19 protein-coding genes are annotated in these 19,846 nt (G+C 47.7%); 16 read left to right on the top strand and 3 right to left on the bottom strand.

Annotated features, from left to right (window positions below):
• Positions 1-23 precede the first annotated feature (23 nt).
• From POF51_RS15115 to POF51_RS15090, 6 genes are all read left to right on the top strand, one after another.
• Positions 24-1,442, top strand: a complete 1,419-nt coding sequence (locus POF51_RS15115) for a hypothetical protein (protein ID WP_271755674.1) — start codon at positions 24-26, stop codon at positions 1,440-1,442.
• Between the two features lie 157 nt (positions 1,443-1,599).
• Positions 1,600-2,259: a response regulator transcription factor gene (locus POF51_RS15110; protein ID WP_069847872.1), complete on the top strand. Its 660-nt coding sequence runs from the start codon at positions 1,600-1,602 to the stop codon at positions 2,257-2,259.
• A 1-nt stretch (position 2,260) separates the two neighbouring features.
• Entirely contained in the window at positions 2,261-3,703 is a 1,443-nt protein-coding gene (locus POF51_RS15105) for a sensor histidine kinase (RefSeq protein ID WP_271755673.1), read from the top strand.
• A gap of 15 nt (positions 3,704-3,718) precedes the next feature.
• Positions 3,719-4,252 carry a hypothetical protein gene (locus POF51_RS15100; RefSeq protein WP_271755672.1) on the top strand — a complete coding sequence of 178 codons (534 nt, stop codon included), beginning with the start codon at positions 3,719-3,721 and terminating at the stop codon, positions 4,250-4,252.
• 28 nt (positions 4,253-4,280) lie between these two features.
• On the top strand, positions 4,281-5,471 hold the full coding sequence (locus tag POF51_RS15095; protein ID WP_271755671.1) for a hypothetical protein: 1,191 nt from the start codon (positions 4,281-4,283) through the stop codon (positions 5,469-5,471).
• A 169-nt stretch (positions 5,472-5,640) separates the two neighbouring features.
• Positions 5,641-6,915 (top strand): hypothetical protein, encoded by a 1,275-nt coding sequence (locus tag POF51_RS15090; protein ID WP_271755670.1) that lies wholly within the window; start codon positions 5,641-5,643, stop codon positions 6,913-6,915.
• Between the two features lie 60 nt (positions 6,916-6,975).
• On the opposite strand, the gene POF51_RS15085 is transcribed toward POF51_RS15090, so the two are convergent.
• Together POF51_RS15085 and POF51_RS15080 are read right to left on the bottom strand one after the other, a co-directional pair.
• Entirely contained in the window at positions 6,976-7,656 is a 681-nt protein-coding gene (locus POF51_RS15085) for a class I SAM-dependent methyltransferase (RefSeq protein WP_271755733.1), read from the bottom strand.
• An 89-nt stretch (positions 7,657-7,745) separates the two neighbouring features.
• Entirely contained in the window at positions 7,746-8,162 is a 417-nt protein-coding gene (locus tag POF51_RS15080) for an RrF2 family transcriptional regulator (protein ID WP_069847860.1), read from the bottom strand.
• A 290-nt stretch (positions 8,163-8,452) separates the two neighbouring features.
• On the opposite strand from POF51_RS15080, the gene trxA reads away from it, so the two are divergent.
• The 6 genes from trxA to POF51_RS15050 all read left to right on the top strand — a co-directional run bounded on the left by trxA (position 8,453) and on the right by POF51_RS15050 (position 14,373).
• The gene (trxA, locus tag POF51_RS15075) at positions 8,453-8,770 is read left to right on the top strand and encodes a thioredoxin (RefSeq protein WP_069847856.1); all 318 of its coding nucleotides are present in this window, start codon (positions 8,453-8,455) and stop codon (positions 8,768-8,770) included.
• A 225-nt stretch (positions 8,771-8,995) separates the two neighbouring features.
• A complete protein-coding gene (gene hppD, locus POF51_RS15070; RefSeq protein ID WP_017250633.1) occupies positions 8,996-10,087 on the top strand; it encodes a 4-hydroxyphenylpyruvate dioxygenase in 1,092 nt (363 codons plus the stop codon).
• A 168-nt stretch (positions 10,088-10,255) separates the two neighbouring features.
• Positions 10,256-10,858, top strand: coding sequence for an RNA polymerase sigma factor (locus tag POF51_RS15065; protein ID WP_069847854.1), 603 nt, complete (start codon positions 10,256-10,258; stop codon positions 10,856-10,858).
• Between the two features lie 42 nt (positions 10,859-10,900).
• A complete protein-coding gene (locus POF51_RS15060) occupies positions 10,901-11,728 on the top strand; it encodes a GNAT family N-acetyltransferase (protein WP_069847851.1) in 828 nt (275 codons plus the stop codon).
• A gap of 160 nt (positions 11,729-11,888) precedes the next feature.
• Entirely contained in the window at positions 11,889-13,616 is a 1,728-nt protein-coding gene (locus tag POF51_RS15055; protein WP_017250630.1) for a sensor histidine kinase, read from the top strand.
• Positions 13,591-14,373 (top strand): LytR/AlgR family response regulator transcription factor, encoded by a 783-nt coding sequence (locus tag POF51_RS15050; RefSeq protein ID WP_069847848.1) that lies wholly within the window; start codon positions 13,591-13,593, stop codon positions 14,371-14,373. The genes POF51_RS15055 and POF51_RS15050 overlap by 26 nt, the downstream gene beginning before the upstream one ends.
• Positions 14,374-14,436: 63 nt before the next feature.
• On the opposite strand, the gene POF51_RS15045 is transcribed toward POF51_RS15050, so the two are convergent.
• Positions 14,437-14,922, bottom strand: coding sequence for an LPXTG cell wall anchor domain-containing protein (locus tag POF51_RS15045; protein WP_069847846.1), 486 nt, complete (start codon positions 14,920-14,922; stop codon positions 14,437-14,439).
• Positions 14,923-15,179: 257 nt separating this feature from the next.
• Here POF51_RS15045 and POF51_RS15040 point away from each other — a divergent pair, with 257 nt between their 5' ends.
• The 4 genes from POF51_RS15040 to POF51_RS15025 all read left to right on the top strand — a co-directional run bounded on the left by POF51_RS15040 (position 15,180) and on the right by POF51_RS15025 (position 19,822).
• Positions 15,180-17,270 carry a carbon starvation CstA family protein gene (locus tag POF51_RS15040; protein ID WP_069847844.1) on the top strand — a complete coding sequence of 697 codons (2,091 nt, stop codon included), beginning with the start codon at positions 15,180-15,182 and terminating at the stop codon, positions 17,268-17,270.
• A complete protein-coding gene (locus tag POF51_RS15035; RefSeq protein WP_017250626.1) occupies positions 17,267-17,479 on the top strand; it encodes a CstA-like transporter-associated (seleno)protein in 213 nt (70 codons plus the stop codon). The genes POF51_RS15040 and POF51_RS15035 overlap by 4 nt, the downstream gene beginning before the upstream one ends.
• A 268-nt stretch (positions 17,480-17,747) precedes the next feature.
• Complete coding sequence (locus POF51_RS15030) at positions 17,748-18,572, top strand: inositol monophosphatase family protein (protein ID WP_017250625.1); 825 nt, start codon at positions 17,748-17,750, stop codon at positions 18,570-18,572.
• A 167-nt stretch (positions 18,573-18,739) separates the two neighbouring features.
• Entirely contained in the window at positions 18,740-19,822 is a 1,083-nt protein-coding gene (locus POF51_RS15025) for a glycoside hydrolase family 15 protein (protein WP_069847842.1), read from the top strand.
• Positions 19,823-19,846 lie beyond the last annotated feature (24 nt).

The following is a 19,846-nucleotide window of genomic DNA, read 5'->3' as shown; positions in this document are numbered from 1 at the left end:
CTTTAATAAAATAGGGGGATGACATGGTCAGAAAAATCAGCAGAATGCTCCTTTTGATGACGGCCATCGCCGTAAGTAGTTTCTTTCCGAGCCATATTTCTGCAAACGAATGGAAAAAACCAACAGAATCGGAGAATGTTAACCACCTGAATGGCGCGATTCACCAAAAACAAGAATTTCGATTCCCAGATGGTGTCACGTATTGGGCCCATAAAATGACAGGTCAGCGCAATATGATGCCCTACGTTTTCACCATTCCGATTCAGGGTAACAGTCAGAACATGATGTTCCGCTATCGAGCCTATGATGAGTCGAAGAAACCGTATTGGAAGGTCGTCACGCTTGATCAAGTCCAGACTCTTCCGCTTGCCTCTGGTTTTGTAGAGACAGAGGGCAGGTATATTTGGTTAGGCAAGCCCATTACCTACGTGGATAAAGGCAGAGCCACGATTGAAGAAAAGCCGGCATTGGCGCTACCAGTTGAAGTAAAACAGACGTCTTCTGGTGTCGAGCTTGTGATCAAGCTGCCGATGAAAGCCGGCTTTATCAGCGAAATGTGGGCGCTCGATTCGAGAGATCCGCTCGTTCCTTGGGGAGAACAATCGATTGACAGCGTCTGGCTTAACTTAGACGTTACGGAAAAGGCAAAATGGCTGTACGATGGGTATTACTATCAAAGCCCTTCCACGTACGAGCCGACTTCGGAGTCCTCCTTTTGGCGAATTCCTGAAAATTATGTCCTTCGCTCCTTTTTATATACAGGTGGAAGCAAGGCTGCCCGGGATATGGGCTATGTAATGTTGAAAGCGAGCCTGAAGCAGCAGGAGCCTGAGGGGTACTGGAAGACACAGCCGCGCTCCTTGTGGTTAAGCGGCGATTACGGGATACCAGAGGGCTTTTACGATACGAGGTTCAACACTGGAGCGGCTGATCTGATGCTGCGGGGCTGTGATCAGTATCAAGAAAAGGACTTTTGCCAATCTGCGAAAAAATATGCTTCTTACTTTCACAATCACGCAGCCACGAACCGTTTTGTCATCGCTGGTGTACAGCAAGGGTGGCTGGTTGCCGACTATGCGACTGCAACGAATCCAATGATTCAGACACATGTTTCTTTGAATCATCAGTTGGCGGAAATCAATTTTCTCTACAAAAGCTACATGCAATTCGGCGATCGTACTGACAAAGATTTAGCGGATATGATGCTCTACGGTGTCGTAAACCTCGGATCGCAGTGGATTCTCGGAAATGGCGATTTGCATTACGCTTATTTTCCGGACGGGACATTCGGCAGACCAGACTATCCGTTCTTGACCTATAATGACTTGGTCGAAACCCAGCGTCTGTACCGTCAACTGCATGGAATGGATGAGATGACGCTTGCCATGTTGATTGATAGTAAATTGATGTGGATGCAACTAAATAATATTCAGTACCGTTAAGTAAAAAAGGCGGTAGTCTATATTGAATGTGACCCGTACGATCACTTTATAAAATAGTGATCGTACGGGTCTTTTTGTTTACGTGTGGACCTGTACTTTTACATTTTGTTGACAAGAAAACATCGGGAATGTGTAATGATGGTGGAGGTGTAAGTAAATGGCATATTCTATCCTAATCGCTGAAGATGATCCATCCATATCCGAACTAATCAAAATGACATTAGGCGCCTCGGGCTATGACTGTAAAGTTTCATCCGACGGTAATACGGCATTGAACGATCTCGAAGAAAAGGAGTATCACTTGGCGCTCCTTGACATCATGCTGCCTGGAGTTGACGGGTTCACACTGTTGGAATCCTTTAAGCAGAAGAATATCCCGGTCATTTTTGTTACAGCCAAGACAAGTGTTATGGACAAAGTACAAGGTTTGCGTCTTGGTGCTGAGGATTATATTACAAAACCTTTTGATTTGTTGGAGTTGTTGGCACGAGTGGAAGTCGCTCTGAGAAGGAGCCATCAGGTTGTAGTGGAAACATTGACCGTAGGCAATGTGACAGTGGATTACCATAGCCGCAAAGTATTCAAGAATAATCAGCTCGTCACGTTAACCCCCAAGGAATATGAGCTGCTAGAATTTTTGCTGCATAATCCGAATATTGCTTTTTCTCGTGAAAGTTTGCTGAATCAGGTCTGGGGCTATGACTTTTATGGTAGCACCCGAACAATTGATACACATATCTTGAATCTGCGAACAAAACTAGGTTTGTCCGATCATATTCATACGGTGCACAAAATCGGTTATCGAATGGAGCTGTAAGATGCGTGAGAGGATGAAGAAAATTCCTCTTTGGATGCGAATCTATCTCATGGTGTTCGGATTGGTGACAGTGGTCATCGTCTTTGTTTCCTACCGGATCATAGAGGTTTCCATTGAGTACAATCTTCAAAGGGAAATCAGCAGTTCTCTTGAGAACCATATTATGATCGGGAACTCACTGAAAATGTATGAAAGCACGATTGATGATTACTATCCGACGTTGCTGAAAGACATTTTGGCGAAATCTTTTCAAAATTATGGGCAGTATTTTACTGATCAGAGAAGCCATCTTGCCATAACGGGTGAATCTGGTGAAAAGCATTTTAGCAGTATATCGGATGAAGAAGAGAAGGTAATGAGTCTTGTCCCACCCAAAGATGGGAGAAGAAGCTATGTGATTCGCAACATAGATGCGCGTACCGTACTGTTTGTTTCGAGCTGGATGAAAATGAATGACGAACTGCTTCGATTGGATTACGCCCATGACATAACAAGCCTGATCGATGACCAGAAGTCACTCTCCTTACAAATCTCCTTTTGGGTATTGGTTGGCTTGACCGTCTTTGCGGTAGGCTTGTATGTCCTGATCAGACAAGCCTTGCGTCCACTCGGTTTATTAAGCACACAGGCTCAAGAGATTGCAAAAGGAAGCTATCAGCACCGCATATCAGTTCAGCGTGCCGATGAGATTGGCCAGCTCGCGATTGACTTTAATTATATGGTGGAGGCGATCCAATCCAACATGGAGCTTCTCCAGAGGGGTGTAATGGAAAGAGAGGCGTTTATCGCAAGTCTGGCCCATGAATTCAAAACGCCGCTTACATCCATTATGGGCTATGCCAGCTTGCTCCAGAATTATCACCTGGATGAAAAAGACGTCGAGCAGGCTCTTCGTTTCATTCACTCGGAAAGCAAGCGGCTGGACGGGATGTCAAAAAAGCTGTTGGAGCTTTTCCGCCTTGGAAATGGAGAGCCACCGAATAAGCAGCAAGTTGATGTTTTTTCCCTCATGCAGCAGTTGAAAATTATTTCCCAGTTTACATTGGACAGAAGGGGGCAAACGCTGGAAATAGCGTATTCTGTCTCTACCGTTACTGTTGATCCGGAGCTTTTTTTGGTGTTGTTAAGCAATTTGGTAGAGAATGCCTCCAAAGCGTCTGAAAACGATACGGTCATACGACTTGCTGTTTATACAGAAGACTCTTTTGTTGTTTTTTGCATGGAAGACCATGGCTGTGGGGTGCCGGAAGAGCATTTGGCGAATGTGTTTCAACCATTTTTTATGCTGGATAGTTCGAGGGATCGAAAAAAGAACGGACACGGTTTAGGGCTGTCTCTGTGCAAAGCTATTGCCACGGCACACCATGGAAGTATTGATATGAAAAGCCGATTAAACGGGGGAACATCGGTTTACACAAGGGTTCCCGTACAAACTTCGACGTGACGGTGGAGGCATCTATTGCGAAATTTCAAGAAAATAAAGATAAAGTCCCACGGCTTCATGCTTAGTCTTGTTGTTATCGGCATACTAGGTGTGGCTGCCTTTTTTTCTCCGGCTGCTTTCGGCCCGGCTGTCCTGGACAGCAAAAAGGATGTCATTATGACGGAAGCTTCTCCACCAGCAAACGTGGAAAACGAAGAAACCACTCTGAAGCAAAATGATGAGAAGAATAAAAACTTCTTTGATCCGTTGACAAAGGAACAGGCAGCTCCCTTTATTCGGATGGCAAGAGAAGCGTTCGTAGCGCAAGGCATGGCCCCCCCTGAAACTGGTTATTGGATCAGCAGCACGGTGACGGAAGGCAAAAATCATGTAGATATCATCTGGTATCCCGATGGCGTCGTTTTTGGCGAAGAGAACAAAATCAAGGAAAAAGTTTACTACGCATTGTTTTTCAACGCCGATGTGGAAAAAGGCGTAGGGAAAATGGTTGAACTTGAAGTTATTTGGAATTACGGTGAAACCCATTGGTATGGCGAAAACGCAGAATAAGAAGCAGGGACTGTGAGGAGAAAAAATCGTGAAAAAAGGGACACAAACAAAAATAAAGCTGGGAGTATGGCTAAGTATTGGAGTGATTGGCACGTTAGCCCTCGCTTTGAGCTACTCCCCGACGACGTTTGGCTTGGCTGAAATCAATAAAAGCAAAGATGTCATTAAGACGGAAACAACAGCGTCAAACACTTTTCAACCGAAAGAGGATGAAGAGCAGCAGGAAAAGAAGAAAAACGATAATCCGAAACCCACCAAAGAAAGTTCAGTGAGTTTAAGTCTTAATGACTTTAGTAAAGAACAGCGAGAGCCCTTCGTCAAGTTGGCAACTGATGCATTTATCGCCAATCATATCGACCTACCTGATAATAATTACGAGCTTGATATTTTCGGTGACATAAGCGAGGAAACAACGACCGCTGAGATATGGTGGCATCCAAAAGTAAAGGCAGGAGCCGAACGACCTTTCAGAGGACTTCAGGAAAGCTATTTTGTCAATTTGACCGATGTGGATTTGGAGAAAGGAACGGGCACAATTAAAGAGATCGAGATTTGTATACGCAGGGACATTGCATCGTTCAAACCAAATACGATGTTCGCCCCATATATTGACCAAGCAAAAAAAGTTTGGAAAGACAAGAATATCAAAATTCCGCAAAGCGGCTACGATCTGGCGGGATGCTTGCTCATAAAACCCATCACGGAGAAAGAGACGATAGCGCTTGTCGATCTTTACTGGTACCCAATATATACGAGAAGCAATAATGTTTATCAAGCTGTTCATGACAAGCTTTATTACGTGCAATTTTCAGATGTTGATTTAAAAAAAGGAACAGGTACAGTTGAGAACGTAGAAACAGACGAAGAAGAAACGAGAATCGTGCAAGAAAAAGCACCAGAGCCGATTATCAGGCGTGTAAAACTGACACCATCACAGGTAGCCCCTTATATCCAGATGGCAAAAGACGCTTTTCAAGCGAAGCAGGTAAAACTTCCTGAAAGTGGCTATTGGATTAGCAGCACGATTTCGTACTACGATGATCAACCGAAACGACCACCAGAGGTGGATATACGCTGGTATCCCGACGGCGTTGCTGAAGGGACTGATCATGCTTTTATAAAGGATAGGGTTTATATTGCTTCGTTTGATGACGTTGATTTGGACAAAGGAATAGGTGAATTAATGCACCTTGAAGTTAGGAGAAACGATCCTTCGTAACAAGCTCCTCCTAGCATGTGGACGAAGAACATGGAGAGTCGCGTATAGCGGCTCTTTTGTTTTGACAAAACCTTGACAACCTACCGATTAAACCATGACATTCAGCAGCTATTCTATGGATGACGAGTAGAAACACTCGATCCAAAGTAAAAACCTTGGAGGTAGTATGATGAAAAAGTCCAAAACGAAAAAAACGGCTGCATGGTTAAATCTCTCTGTGATGAGCGCATTGACAGTGACAGCCATGTTCTCCCCTGTAGCTGCCAGCGCCGCACTCAACGATACGAAGGATAACGTTGCAGCCGAGGCAGCAGACGAGGAATTCGATCTCTTGAAACTGACAGATCAACAGGCGGCTCCGTTTCTTGCAAAAGCAAAAGAAGCATTTCAAGCGAAAAATATTTCTCTCCCAGAAAGTGGTTACAAGGCTCGGAATTATGGTAGCAAAAAGGACAATACCTTGACCGTCGTATGGCGATCTGAAACCAACATGAAGGACAAGGCGTATGTCGCCGAATTCGAGGGTATCGATGCAGAGAAAGGGACAGGGACTCTCAAAACGGTAAAGGTCATTAATCGGCCAGGTTCCTTCGAAGAGGAGCTGACAGAAAAACAGGCAGGTCCGTTTATTGAACAAGCAAAAGAGGCTTTGAAAGCAAAAAATATAGCTCTGCCAGCGAGCGGGTACAAGATGTCAAGCAGCAGCCGTACTTATGACGATGTGCTGGAAAGCGTTCAAATTACCTGGCGTCCTGATGCGGGGCAAAAGGAAGGAAAGTATTACTCCGTGCGATTTGCAGATGTCGATCTGGAGAAAGGAACGGGGAAAATCGATGACGTATATGTAGACATTTATGATGAACTCATCGCTTTGGAAGAGGAGGATGAAAAGGATAAACAGGAGGCTAGGGAACAAGAAAAGGACCTCTTGAAATTGACAGATAAGCAGGCAGCTCCGTTTCTTGCAAAAGCAAAAGAGGCTTTGCAAGTAGAGAAGATTGAACTTCCAAAAAGTGGATATAAGGTGACGCATTCCGGGAGCAAGAAAGACAAGACCTTACAGGTTCTATGGAGTGCTGAAGAACAATCGAAAGGGTATGTTGTCCATTTTGTTGATGTCGATGTCGAGAAAGGCACAGCGACAGTAAAAAGTGCAAAAGTGATCAATGAGCTTGGCGTCGTTATGAGAGATCTTCCACAAGAACAAACTGCCCCTTTTATTGAAAAAGCAAAAGAGGCTATGAAAGCGAAAAATTTTACCCCATCTGAAAGTGCATACGAAATTTCCGCTACGGGTGTGACAGTTGACGATGTATTGCAATTCATTGACGTATACTGGTATCCAAATGGAAATCCGTCGGCGAAATATAAGGTGAACTTTACCGACGTCAATTTGGAGAAAGGAACAGGCACAGTCGAAGATGTCATTGAATATAAGCGCTAATGATCTGTAAAGGGAGCTTCACTAAAATGATCAAGTAGGAGTCGCGTATGCGGCTCTTTTTTATTTCTGCAAAGCAAACAAGGTCAAAAAGCTGACAGCCTCCCGCAGCTCTACGCTTAAGCGACCTGCGATATCTGGCGTAATTCCTTCTTTGTATACTGGTTCTTCACCCAACAGTGTGAAGCCATTTTCGCTCGCCAACTGCTTGGCTTCCCAAGGCATCATCGTATTTTGGATGGTTGCCTCTTCATAGAGTCTGCGATAGCTATGAGCGCGTGGGCCCGCTGTAGGACCGAGGATACCCAAGACGAGAATTCCTCCGAGAGCGAGCACGCGGTGAAGCTCCTTGAGTGCCTGGAGCGGAGACGGTGTGAATTCCACTACGTTAATCGAGAGCACACCGGAGAATGAATCATTGGCAAAAGGAAGCTCACTGATGTCTCCTGACTGAAAATGAACAGAGCCTGGGAAGGAAATGACCCGGTCATGAGCGAGACGAATCATTTCCCCGGCAATGTCGATGCCCTCCACCTGATAGCCATGCTCTGCAAGCTTGCAACTGGCATAGCCGTCACCACAGCCTGCATCGAGAACAGGTCCCGATCCGACAGGTACATGTTTCATAAAAAAGGGGAGGATGGTGCTGCGGCTACCTTTTTCCCACATGTGCTCACTTCGTTTTCGCCAGTCTTCTGCAAATTGATCCCATTGCTTGGCGGCTTGCTCCGTCCATTGGCTCATCATTGTTCACGCCTTTCTCATTGAATGAACGATACCATTATGAAGAAAAACTCCGGTCGAGGCGGCCGGAGCTTTTCAGGGAAGTTGTTTTACGTCAAACGCTCATGAGGTTGTTTGGGGATATGTGCGACCAAGTCAGCAATTTTTTTACTCTTCAGCGTCTGCATCATTTGCTGCTCAGCGTCTGCCACAACCTGTTGAATCAGACAGGCACTATCATGATGGAAGCTGCATTCAAACAAGGAGGTTGTCCCTTCAATGGCTTGGATAACATCCAAAAACGATATATCATCCTGGTTGCGTTTGAGCTTGTATCCGCCATTTGCGCCAGAGACCGAATGGATCAACCCAGCCTTAACCAGTTTCGTCAGCATTTTGGATAGGTACGTTTGTGAAACGCCTAGCTTCTCTGCCAAAAGCTGGACACTAACGGGTTTATCAGGCGTTTCTGCCACCAGATAGAGCATCGCATGGAGGGCATAGTCTGTTGCCTGTGAATACTTCATAAGACACCTCAATCATGGACTTAATACATCCATCATAAAGTGAATCGGAAGCATGAGCAAGGGGAAGAGTGATTCGTGCTATCATCTGCACTTTCGATGCCCATTTTAGGAAGGTGCAACTTGACACAAAAAATCTTTGAAGGATATTATAGATACGATAAGTCTGTGAATGAGTTATTTGAAATGATCCAAGTACAGCGAGTTATTTTTTTGTCTCTATTGAGGATATTACAGGTCTGTAATGGTCGTTTCGAAAAACTGTTCAACATAAAAAGGGGAGGAAAGTACAAATGAGCATTTGCCACACGACAGACACTACCTTTCAACATGATGTAAAAAGCGAAGGCTATACACTCGTCAATTTTTGGGCACCTTGGTGCGGGCCATGCCGCTTTTTTGGGCCGATACTCGAATCGTTTGATGGGGAGCATAGCAGCGAAGTGAGAGTCCTAAAGGTCAATGTCGATGAACAAACGGAGATCGCCAATCAGTATGGCATAATGAGTTTGCCAACGACCATCTTGCTCAAAAACGGGGAATTGATCGACAAAGTCGTAGGAGCGGCCCCTCTAGCGGAACTGAAACGATTTGTTTTCAAACATAGGTAATAGGAAAACGCAGCGAAAGCCATCGGTCAACTTGATCGGTGGCTTTTTGGTATCCAGTTGTTACTCGCATGCGTACTTTAATAAATGAAAGCGTTTGAGCGTTTTCGCGTTGTTCCGTGCTCTTGCACGAGGAAGCGCTTCCAATGTACTCTCAAGATAACGACAAAATAATCCCAATTAACAAAATAATGTCAATAATTGAAAAAGAAAGCGGAGGGGTAGGCAATGAGCAATACCGATTTTTTCCCGATTCAGGACTGGGACTACCTAGAGTTTTATACAGGGAATGCCAAGCAAGCGATGCACTATTTCACAAATGCGTTTGGATTTGAAGCAGTAGCCTATGCAGGCTTGGAGACAGGTTCTCGGGAAAAGGTTTCCTACGTCTTGAAGCAGAAGCATATGACGTTCGTGATCAGTGGAGCGCTTACGCCTGACAGCCCGATCGCGGAATTTGTGAAAAAGCATGGGGACGGAGTCAAAGACGTTGCCCTGCGTGTAGAGGATTGTGAGCAGGCTTACCGGGAGGCCGTTTCTCGCGGAGCCATTCCGATCATGGAACCGACTGAGTATACCGATGAATTCGGGACAGTCAAAAAAGCGATTATCGGTACGTACGGCGAAAACATTCACTCCTTTATCGAACGAAAAAATTACAACGGACCATTCTTCCCAGGCTTTAAAGCTTACCAATCACAAGTCAAAGGTGAGGGTACAGGTATCATCGGCATCGATCACATCGTTGGTAACGTTGAGGTCATGGATGAGTGGGTGGAATATTACCAAAAGGTCATGGGCTTTACAGCCGTACAAAATTTCAGTGAGGACGACATCTCAACGGAGTATTCTGCACTCATGTCCAAAGTGATGCAAAGTGGAACGGGACGCATCAAGTTCCCGATCAATGAGCCAGCAGAAGGACGCCGCAAGTCGCAGATTCAGGAGTTTTTGGAGTTCTACAAAGGGCCAGGCGTACAGCATATTGCCATCCTGACCAACGATATCATCGACACTGTATCGAAGCTGCGTGATAACGGTGTAGATTTCCTCATGGTGCCAGATGCGTACTACGAAGATTTGAAAGAGCGTGTAGGGGAAATTGATGAAGATATCGAGGCGCTGAGAAAGCTGGGTGTCTTGGTCGACAGAGACGACGAAGGCTATCTCTTGCAGCTGTTCAGCAAGCCGATTGTAGACCGCCCGACGTTGTTCATCGAGATTATCCAGCGCAAAGGAGCACGCGGCTTCGGGAATGGCAACTTCAAGGCACTGTTCGAGGCGCTGGAGCGCGAACAGGAGCGCAGAGGTAACCTGTAATTTAGATGTAACGAGCATGACAAGACCATCTCAAGCTGAAAAAGCTAAAGGGATGGTCTTTGTCTATTTGCGAAGCAGAAAAAATAAAATCTTATGAACCATATGACCGCCTCTATCATCTATACTAATAGGAACCAAATATTGGAGATAAAAGGAGGTTTATGCAATGTGAGCGTCAAGATGGAAGTTCAGCAAGACATTCAGCTAGCGCAGGACGGTAGCGTAGAAGCTTTTGCCAGAGTCATTCAATTGTACGAGCGTACCTTGTATGGTGTGGCCCGAACCTATGTCGGGCGGGATGAGGATTGTGCCGATGTGGTGCAGGATACGGTGATGAAAGCATTCAGAGCCATCCGAACGCTGCGAGAGCCTGCTTATTTTAAAACATGGATGATCCAAATTCTCATAAACGAATGCAGACAATGGCAGCGAAAAAAGAAACGAAGTCCAACCGTAGAGCTGTCTCCACTACAAATAGAGGAAAAATCGATACAGGCTCCCTACGAAGCTATTGAACTAACAGAGGCAGTAAGGAAGCTGGAGCATGAGCTGCGCATCGCCGTTTGGCTTCACTATTACGAGGATTTGCCGATCAAGCAAGTCGCCTTGCGAGTAGGTGTCCCAGAAGGCACAGTGAAATCCCGGCTGCACCGGGCTCGTGTGCTGCTTGCAGAAGAGCTGGAATCCTCCCAGGAAAGGAACGTGGACGATGACCCGACTTTCGTGCGGAAGCTGAGTCTGGATGACTTCGCTCCGCTATTAGCCGCATAAGTACACAGATGACCAAAAGAGAGAGAAAGGGCCGAAATTGCGATGATTCGTCGATTGGAACCAAAGGAATATGCAAAAATCAAGACGTTGCTATCACCTGATAACGTAAACAACTTGACCATCCATGCGATTATCAATGGGACAAATCGAGGAGCGATTTACGTAGATGATGTGGAGCAGCCCCGGACAGCATTGGTCGATCAAACCGGCGTGATCAGTATCTTCGTAGGGGATGCTGCCAATGAAGCGTTCACAGTGGACCTGGGTACCTTTATTGAGGGAGAATTGCGCAGATATACGACTGAATCGTGCGGGGGCACTCATTTTCTGGCAGTTGTGCCTGATGAAGCGTGGGAGGAGGCAGTAACCAAAGCGATCTCGCATCGAGAGATAGAAACGGATTGGGAGTATTACTACCAGTTCAATCCCGAGCAATTCCAAGCGCGAAAGATCAGCTACCGCCCTCTGCCTGAAGGATACACTTTGAAAAGAATCGATGCAGGTGTCATTGAAAACGACCCTGACAACATCTTGATAGAGGTTGTAGAAGAATTCTATCATTCGGTGGATGATTTTTTGCAGTGGGGTGTAGGATTCTGCGTATGTAAAGGAAATAGGATTGTGAGTGCTTGCCTGTCTTGCTGTGTCCATGAGCGTGACCATGAAATTAGCGTGGAAACGTACGAGGAAGCCGACATGAACAAAGGCTTTGCTACGCTTGCTTGCGCGGCGTACATGGAGCATTGCATGGAACATGGACTGACACCGCACTGGACCACTCTGGAAACCAACGAGGAATCGGTACGTCTGGGGACAAAGCTAGGGTTTGCGCCTAAGGAAAAGTGTAAAATACTGGAGTTCGAATATTAAAACGATACGCGTATCTATGGGTTGTCGAAATCACTTCGGCAACCTTTTTTGCTAGGAAAGAAGGAGAATCTAAAGGGAAATACGATGTGAAAAGTGAATATTTTGATTAGTTATAGAAACGAACAGGAATCATCGGGCAGCGATTGAGAGGGATCAACCAATGAATATGGCATTAATGGTTCCATTGACGGAGCGGACGGCTGTTTTGATCGTGGTGGCCTTGCTGTTTACACGTGTACGTGCATTCCGCAGCATATTGAACCAGCAAGCGACGTGGCGAGAAAAAGCACTAATGGTCGTCATTTTTTCCGCTATTTCCATACTGGGTACATACAATGGCATCTGGTATCAGGATGCGATTGCGAATTCACGTGTGATCGGGACCGTTGTGGCAGGCTTGCTGGCTGGTCCTTGGGTAGGGCTAATGACGGGGCTGATTGCCGGGATACATCGCTATTCTTTGGGGGGCTTTACGGACTTGGCATGTGCCATCTCGACGATAAGCGAGGGCTTGTTTGCGGGATTAATCTATCAGTTCCGCCGTAACCGCAGCAAAAAAATCGGGTGGACGACAGCACTCGTTGTTGGTTTCTTGGCGGAGTGGCTGCAAATGGGAATTGTTTTGCTCATCGCACGTCCTTACGCTGACGCTTTGGCATTGGTGCAGGCTATTAGTGTACCGATGTCTGTCGTCAACTCAGTCGGGATTGCTATTTTGATCATTATTATTGATTTAGCCAAAAAGGAAGAAGATCGGATTGGCGCGCTCCAAGCCCAGCGAACGCTGCAAGTAGCGGACAAAACGCTGTCTTACTTGCGCCAAGGACTGACGTACGACTCAGCTCAAAAGGTAGCGGAGGAAATATTGCGCACGACGCGTGTAGCTGCGGTTGCGATTACCGATACGCGCTCTGTGCTTGCGCATGTTGGCGCAGGCTCGTCCCATCACGTAGTGGGAGAAGGCATAACGACCAAGGCGACCCGTGAAGTTTTATCGACCAAAGAAGTGAAGATTGCGCAGACGAAGGAAGAGATTGGGTGCAGGGAGACGAATTGTTCCTTGCGCTATGCGATCCTTGTCCCCCTGATGCGAAGACGTGAAGTGGCGGGTGTACTCAAGCTGTATCAGGATCGCTCACGCAAATTGTCAGCAGTGGACTTGGAACTCGTACGCGGATTGGGGAACCTGATATCGAGTCAGCTCGAACTGGCTGAGCTGGAAAAGCAGTCCCGCCTGTTGGCAGATGCAGAAATCAGAGCCTTGCATGCGCAGATCAATCCGCATTTCTTGTTCAATGCGCTCAATACGATCGTTTCATTTATTCGCTTCCGTCCCGAACAGGCGCGCGAACTGTTGATTCATTTGGGGGAGTACTTCCGGCGAAATTTGCATGACTCTGGCGGATATGTCAGTCTGGCGCGTGAGCTGGAGCATATCGAAGCGTATCTGGCCATCGAACGTGCGAGGTTCGGAGACAAGCTCCATGTAGAGTACGACATCGAGGATGGTGTAGAGCGGTTTACCGTACCAGGACTGATTTTGCAGCCCCTGGTAGAAAATGCGGTCAAGCACGGGCTGTTGCCCAAGCGTGAAGGGGGAACCGTAGTGATTCGTGCACGGCGCAAAGAAAAGCAAATCGTCGAACTGACAGTGGCAGATAATGGAGTCGGAATGGAAGTGGACCCATTCAAGCCAGCCTTAGCTGAGAAGAGTGCAGGGCGGCAATTATCTGGGATCGGTCTTGCCAATGTAAAAAGCCGTCTCCAGTCGATCTACGGAGAACCGTATGGAATCGTGATCGAGAGCAAAAGCGGGAGCGGCACAACATGCACCATACAATTACCGATAGGGGTGAACGTCAGTGCTCAAAGTGTTCATCGTCGATGATGAGACGCCAGCCAGAGAAGAACTGCGGTATTTGCTGGAGCAGTTCTCGGAAGTGTCCGTAGTAGGAGAGGCGGGCAGCGGGGAAGAGGCGTTGGAAGCGGTTCTTCAGACTGAGCCGGATGCGGTTTTTTTAGACATCCATTTGCAGGACAGGGATGGCGTCGATGTGGGGCAGGAGCTTCTGGAATCCATGGTCAATCCACCTGTCATCATCTTTGCAAGTGCGTATGAATTTCATGCGGTTCGAGCATTTGAGGCGGAAGCCGTTGATTATATTGTCAAGCCGTTCAGCGAAATGCGTCTGGAAAAGACGATGAATCGGGTACGAAAAATGAGGCGGAAAAGTGAGCCTGCATTGGACGCGTCACCACTGCTGGAGGAAAGGCTACAGTCTCTTCTGCAAAATGTGCTGGTCGATACTCAGCCGCGTCGGGTCCCGGTGGAAAAAAACGGAAAGATCATGCTGATTGATCCAAACGAAATCGTCTATGCCACCTTGGAAGGAAGGTATGCGAGCATTTATACAGCTGGTGAGCAATATGCGACCACGTTTACGTTGCAGGAGCTGGAGAACAGGCTGTCACGCCAGCAGTTTTTTCGGACGCATCGCGCTTTTATTGTCAATTTATCCAAAACGGCAGAGCTCGTTCCTTGGTTCAAAGGATCGATTCATCTAGTCATGGAAGATCATCGCAAAACAGAAGTGCCTGTTAGCCGCAATGTCGTGAAGGAATTGAAGAAACGACTGGGGTTTTAAAGGAAACAGACCAATCCTGCGTCCCGTTTGGGAGGGGAGGATTGGTCTGTTTTTTTCGACTGCTTACATGGGATAGTGATCGTTTTTCTTACGCGTCACCATAATTCCGCCCAATACGATCAGGAGCAAGCCAAGGATGCCGCCTACTTGGGTGGACGCCAGATTCGCGATCAAAAACACGATGGCAATGACGGTGAGGATACCAATAGGGATCAAAAGAGCGGGTTTGCGATTGCCGAATATGTACAGCTCGGTAAGCCCAACGGCAGGACCAATGAGGAAAAAGGGCCACGTTGTGCTCATATCACCGCCCAAAAATAGCTGACTGAAAAAGAAGAGCGGAGCGTAGACGAGCAAGATCCCGCCAGGAACGAGTAATCCAGCTCGATTTGGCTGCGGATTCATAAAGAAGAAAATATGAAACCCGATTGCTGGAATGAGAAGAAAGACTGGCCATAGCAAATCTATCGCGAGCGGAATGTTCAGGTAGGTTGCCAGAACAAAAATCGCTCCGATTCCGATAATGATGTAACCCCCGATTCGTCGCATGTGCGTATTCTCCTTTTTGATTTCCATACCAATTTATGTATAACTTTAACATATTGTGGAGGAGTTTGGATCAGACTCGGGGCGGAGACTTTCTACGTCCCAAAATTGAACACGCTTACACTCAAACGAGGATGGTGCAGCTTGTGCTTGTTTTTGTACGGTTCAGCCATTTTTTATGTTGGGATCTCGTCCGATGTGATACGTTTTTTTAAGGTTTTATTGCCTGAATATTACATAAATAGAAAGGGGCGATTCGAATGAAAAAATGGCTTCTTTCCCTCCTGATCTGGGGCGGGATAGCCGCATTGGGTGCTGTCGGATTCGGAATGATAGCGCTCTGGCAAGGGGAATCTGTCAACTCGTTCTGGTTATTGACCGCTGCGTTCTGCACTTATGCTGTAGCTTATCGTTTTTACAGCAAATTCATTGCTCGTAAAATCATGTCGCTCGACGACAATCGCGCCACTCCGGCGGAAGTGAACAACGATGGCAAAGACTTTGTGCCAACGAACAAATGGGTGTTGTTCGGGCACCATTTTGCTGCGATTGCAGGTGCAGGTCCGCTTGTAGGTCCTACGCTGGCTGCGCAAATGGGATATTTGCCGGGAACGATCTGGATTATCGTCGGGGTTGTGATCGGTGGAGCGGTGCAGGACTTCATTATTTTGTTCGGATCGATGCGTCGCAACGGTAAATCTCTTGGTCAAATTGCCAAGGAAGAGATCGGTCCAGTAGGCGGAGCACTCGCGCTGATTGGTATCATTGCCATTATGATTATCCTGATTGCTGTTTTGGCGATGGTTGTTGTGAACGCTCTTGCTGAATCGCCGTGGGCTACCTTCACGATATTCATGACGCTACCCATTGCTATATTGATGGGATTGTATATGCGGTATATACGACCTGGGCAGGTATTAGAGGGCTCGATCATCGGGCTGGCGTTGCTGTTCTTTTCCCTGTGGCTCGGTCAAATCGTTGCTGCATCGCTAACATGGGGACCAGCCTTCACTTTTTCCAAGGTACAGCTTGCTTGGATGATTATTGTGTACGGCTTCATTGCCTCAGTTTTGCCTGTGTGGCTGCTCTTGGCACCGCGCGATTATCTCAGCTCATTCTTGAAGGTAGGGACGATTGCGGTATTGGCGGTGGGAATCGTGCTGACACTGCCGCCGTTGCAAATGCCTGCACTGACGAAGTTCATTGATGGAACTGGCCCTGTTTTCGCAGGAAATCTGTTCCCCTTCTTGTTTATTACCATCGCGTGCGGAGCCGTATCGGGATTCCATTCTCTCGTATCATCCGGAACGACGCCGAAGATGATCGCGAAGGAATCGCATGCGCCACTGATTGGTTACGGTGGAATGTTGATGGAGTCTGGCGTTGCGGTTATGGCGATGATTGCAGCGTGCGTGCTGACTCCTGGTGTCTATTTTGCGATCAACTCACCGGCCGCAGCAATTGGCGTGGATGCAGTCCAGGTTGCGACGACGATAACGGGCTGGGGCTATACCGTAACCCCTGACCAATTAACAACGCTTGCCAACGACATTCAGGAAAAGACGATCCTTTCCCGGACGGGCGGAGCGCCGTCACTAGCAATCGGGATGGCGACGATTTTCTCGGGTGTATTGGGTGGCAAGGCATTAATGGCATTCTGGTATCACTTTGCGATCTTGTTTGAGGCAGTCTTTATTTTGACGACGATCGATGCGGGAACGCGTGTCGGCCGATTTATGGTACAAGACATGCTCGGAAACGTCATTCCGAAAATGAAGGAAGTCAACTGGCTGCCGGGTAATCTGATTGGTTCTGGGATCATTACCATCGGATGGGGATACTTCCTGCTCCAAGGTGTCATGGACCCGTTGGGAGGCATTTACACCCTGTGGCCGCTCTTTGGTATCGCCAACCAGATGCTCGCCGCGATTGCGTTTACGGTGGGAACGACGATTATTTTCAAAATGGGCAAAGCCGCCTACTCATGGATCACACTCGTACCGATGGCTTGGCTGACGACGGCTACGTTGACAGCGGGCTGGCAAAAGCTGTTCCATTCTGATCCAAAAATCGGGTTCCTCTCGCATGCAGAAGCATTCCAAAAGGCACTGGATGCCGGTACGCTTCCAAAAGGGGTAAAAACGGTGGAAGCAGCACAAAAAATGATCTTCAACGACCAGATCGATGCTGTGGTATGTGCGATCTTCATGGTCATTACGATTGGGATCATTCTTGACGGAGCGCGGGTATGGATCAATATTCTCCGTGGCAAACACTATCCGTTGCAGGAGTCGCCGTACATCAAGTCCAAAGGAAATGTATTTGACGGGAAAGGGCATCACGTAGCATGAGGCGCAAGCTAAGAGCCATGCGAAAGGCAATGCGCAAAGTGAGCTCTGCTATTAAAACGATTTTCGGAATGCCCGACTATGATCGCTATCTCGCCCATTGGTACGAGACGCATGGGGCACCGGGTATCTTTCCGATGACAGAGCGTGAGTACTACATGTACGCCTTGACTGAACGCTTTGAAAAAGGCGGCGTAACGCGCTGCTGCTAAAGTAGTCATGTAAAAAAGGGTGTCTCCACAGTCAGATAATGACGAGGGAGAGACCCTTTTTCAATCATTCGGGCGTTTTCAGGCGCATTCCTCATGGCTAACGTGTGGTGTAACAGCAGGTAAAGTATGGTACACTAAATAATATAGCATGGCCGTTTTTTAGCACGAGCAGTCTCATCATTTTTAAATAAAACGTCGAAGCCTCTCTTTCTAGGTGAAAGGGGCGTGCTTTGCGAAAAAATAAGTCAAGTTTTAGGTGGCGATACGTGTGCAAGCATCAACACTGGCGGCTCTCAAGGAGCTCGCTTTGCAATGCGCCCGTTCAGCGGGTGAGCTGAGTCTGAAGCGAATGAAGGAGCCTTTTACCGTCGAGTATAAAACATCAGCCTCCGATCTTGTTACAGCCGTAGATAAAGAAGTGGAGAATCACGTCATTCAAATGATTCTTGCACGCTTCCCTGATCACGGCATTCTTGGAGAAGAGAGTGCACATGCGGAGGATTACAAGCAGTATGACACGCTTTGGGTCATCGACCCGATTGATGGCACGACCAATTTTGTTCATCAGCAAATCAATTTTTCCGTTTCCATTGCCGTTTACCATAAAGGAGAGGGAATGGTCGGAGCGGTTTACGATCCTTCCAGAGACGAGTTATTTTATGCGGTAAAAGGGGAAGGGGCTTTTCTCAATGATCGTCCCTTGCAGGTGAATCGAGCAGTAAGCCTGGAACAAGCTTTGTTATGCACGAGTGTATTTTGGAACAAGCGTGCTGAGCAGATCGGCATCGACTTGATCGTGAAAAAGCTTGCTGGGAAGGTTCGCGGAATGCGCCTGCTAGGAAGCGCCGCTCTGGAGATGGCGTATGTGGCTGCGGGTAGACTGGATGGCTACGTCAGTATGCAGCTCAATGCGTGGGATTTCGGGGCAGCTCGCATTATTGTAGAGGAAGCGGGTGGCCGGGTGACGACCATGATGGGGACACCACTGCCGTACGACCAAAAAAGCAGCGTGATGGCTTGCAACCCGACTTTTTATGAGGAGCTGCAGCATTACTTGAAATCCGAACAGACGGATGTACCTTCACAAAATTAAATGTCACAAGAACCCGCTGGATATACGCATCCAGTGGGTTTTCTTTTGCTATGCATATTGGGTTTTCGTTTGGACGTCGGTTGCATATGCTATAAAAGCATAGCCGGAAGACGAGCAGCGACTGTATTTGTTACGAAGTCGGCTTGTCCGAATAAGGGGGGATAACCATGACCCTGATTGAGGAAAGTGTAAAGTTGATCCTTCAGCATCAAGCGAGTACGGGGGCGTATCTCGCTTCACCCGCATTTATTCACTATCAGTATGCATGGCTCCGCGATGGAACATTTACGGCCTACGCGATGAACCGTACTGGCAACCATGAGAGCGCCCGCAAGTTTTACCAATGGTGCGATGATGTGATCCGAAAGCATGAGGCAAAGGCAAGAGCAGCCATTTCGGCAGTAAAAAAAGGATTAGACAAAAATGATGCGGGGAACGACCGCTTTTTGCATACGCGCTATACAGCGGACGGTGAAGAAGTAGCAGGCGAATGGGGCAGCTTTCAGCTCGATGGCTACGGGACATGGCTGTGGGGGCTGGCTGAGCATGTGCGGATGAGTGGGGAGAATGACTTGATTCACGAGCTGAAGTCATCTATTGAACTGACGATTGACTATGTAGTGGCGTGCTGGCAGCTCCCTAACTTTGATTGCTGGGAAGAGGGAGGAGACCGAATCCACCCAGTAACGCTAGGAGCTATTTATGCCGGGATCAAGGCGATGGAGCCTTATTTGTCCGACCGAGCTTTCGAACTCGCTCAGCAAGGAGAGCCCATTCGCCAATTCATACGCGAGCATGGAACAGCCAACGGGCGATTGATAAAGTCCGTTGGGGATCATTCGGTGGATGCGAGTCTTCTCTGGCTGGCCCTGCCGTATGGGATCGTCGACGTGGATGATCCGCTCATGATCCGAACCGTGCAGGCCATAGAAGAGGAGCTGCGCGCAGGATACGGCGTGCATCGCTACCCGACCGATACGTATTATGGCGGGGGGCAGTGGCTGCTGTTATCTGCGTGGTTGGGCTGGTATTACGTGAAAACGGGCAGGCGTGAAGAAGCGGAAAAGATAGCAGCGTGGATTGTTTCCCAGCAGCAAGCGAGCGGACTGCCTGAACAAGTGCAGGAGCATTTGTTTTCTCCGGCTCATTATGAGAGGTGGGTGGAGAGGGCAGGCCATCCTGCTGTGCCGCTCCTTTGGTCGCATGCGATGTTTCTCGTGTTGGCGGCAGAGCTCGGCATGCAGTACTAGCCAGGAAGAGAGTCTTCCTGGCTT

Origin of the sequence: Brevibacillus sp. AG (genome assembly GCF_028369215.1) — a bacterium.
GTDB lineage: Bacteria > Bacillota > Bacilli > Brevibacillales > Brevibacillaceae > Brevibacillus > Brevibacillus porteri.
The sequence above is the reverse complement of the archived record's forward strand: the minus strand, read 5'-3'. Positions and strand labels throughout refer to the sequence as shown.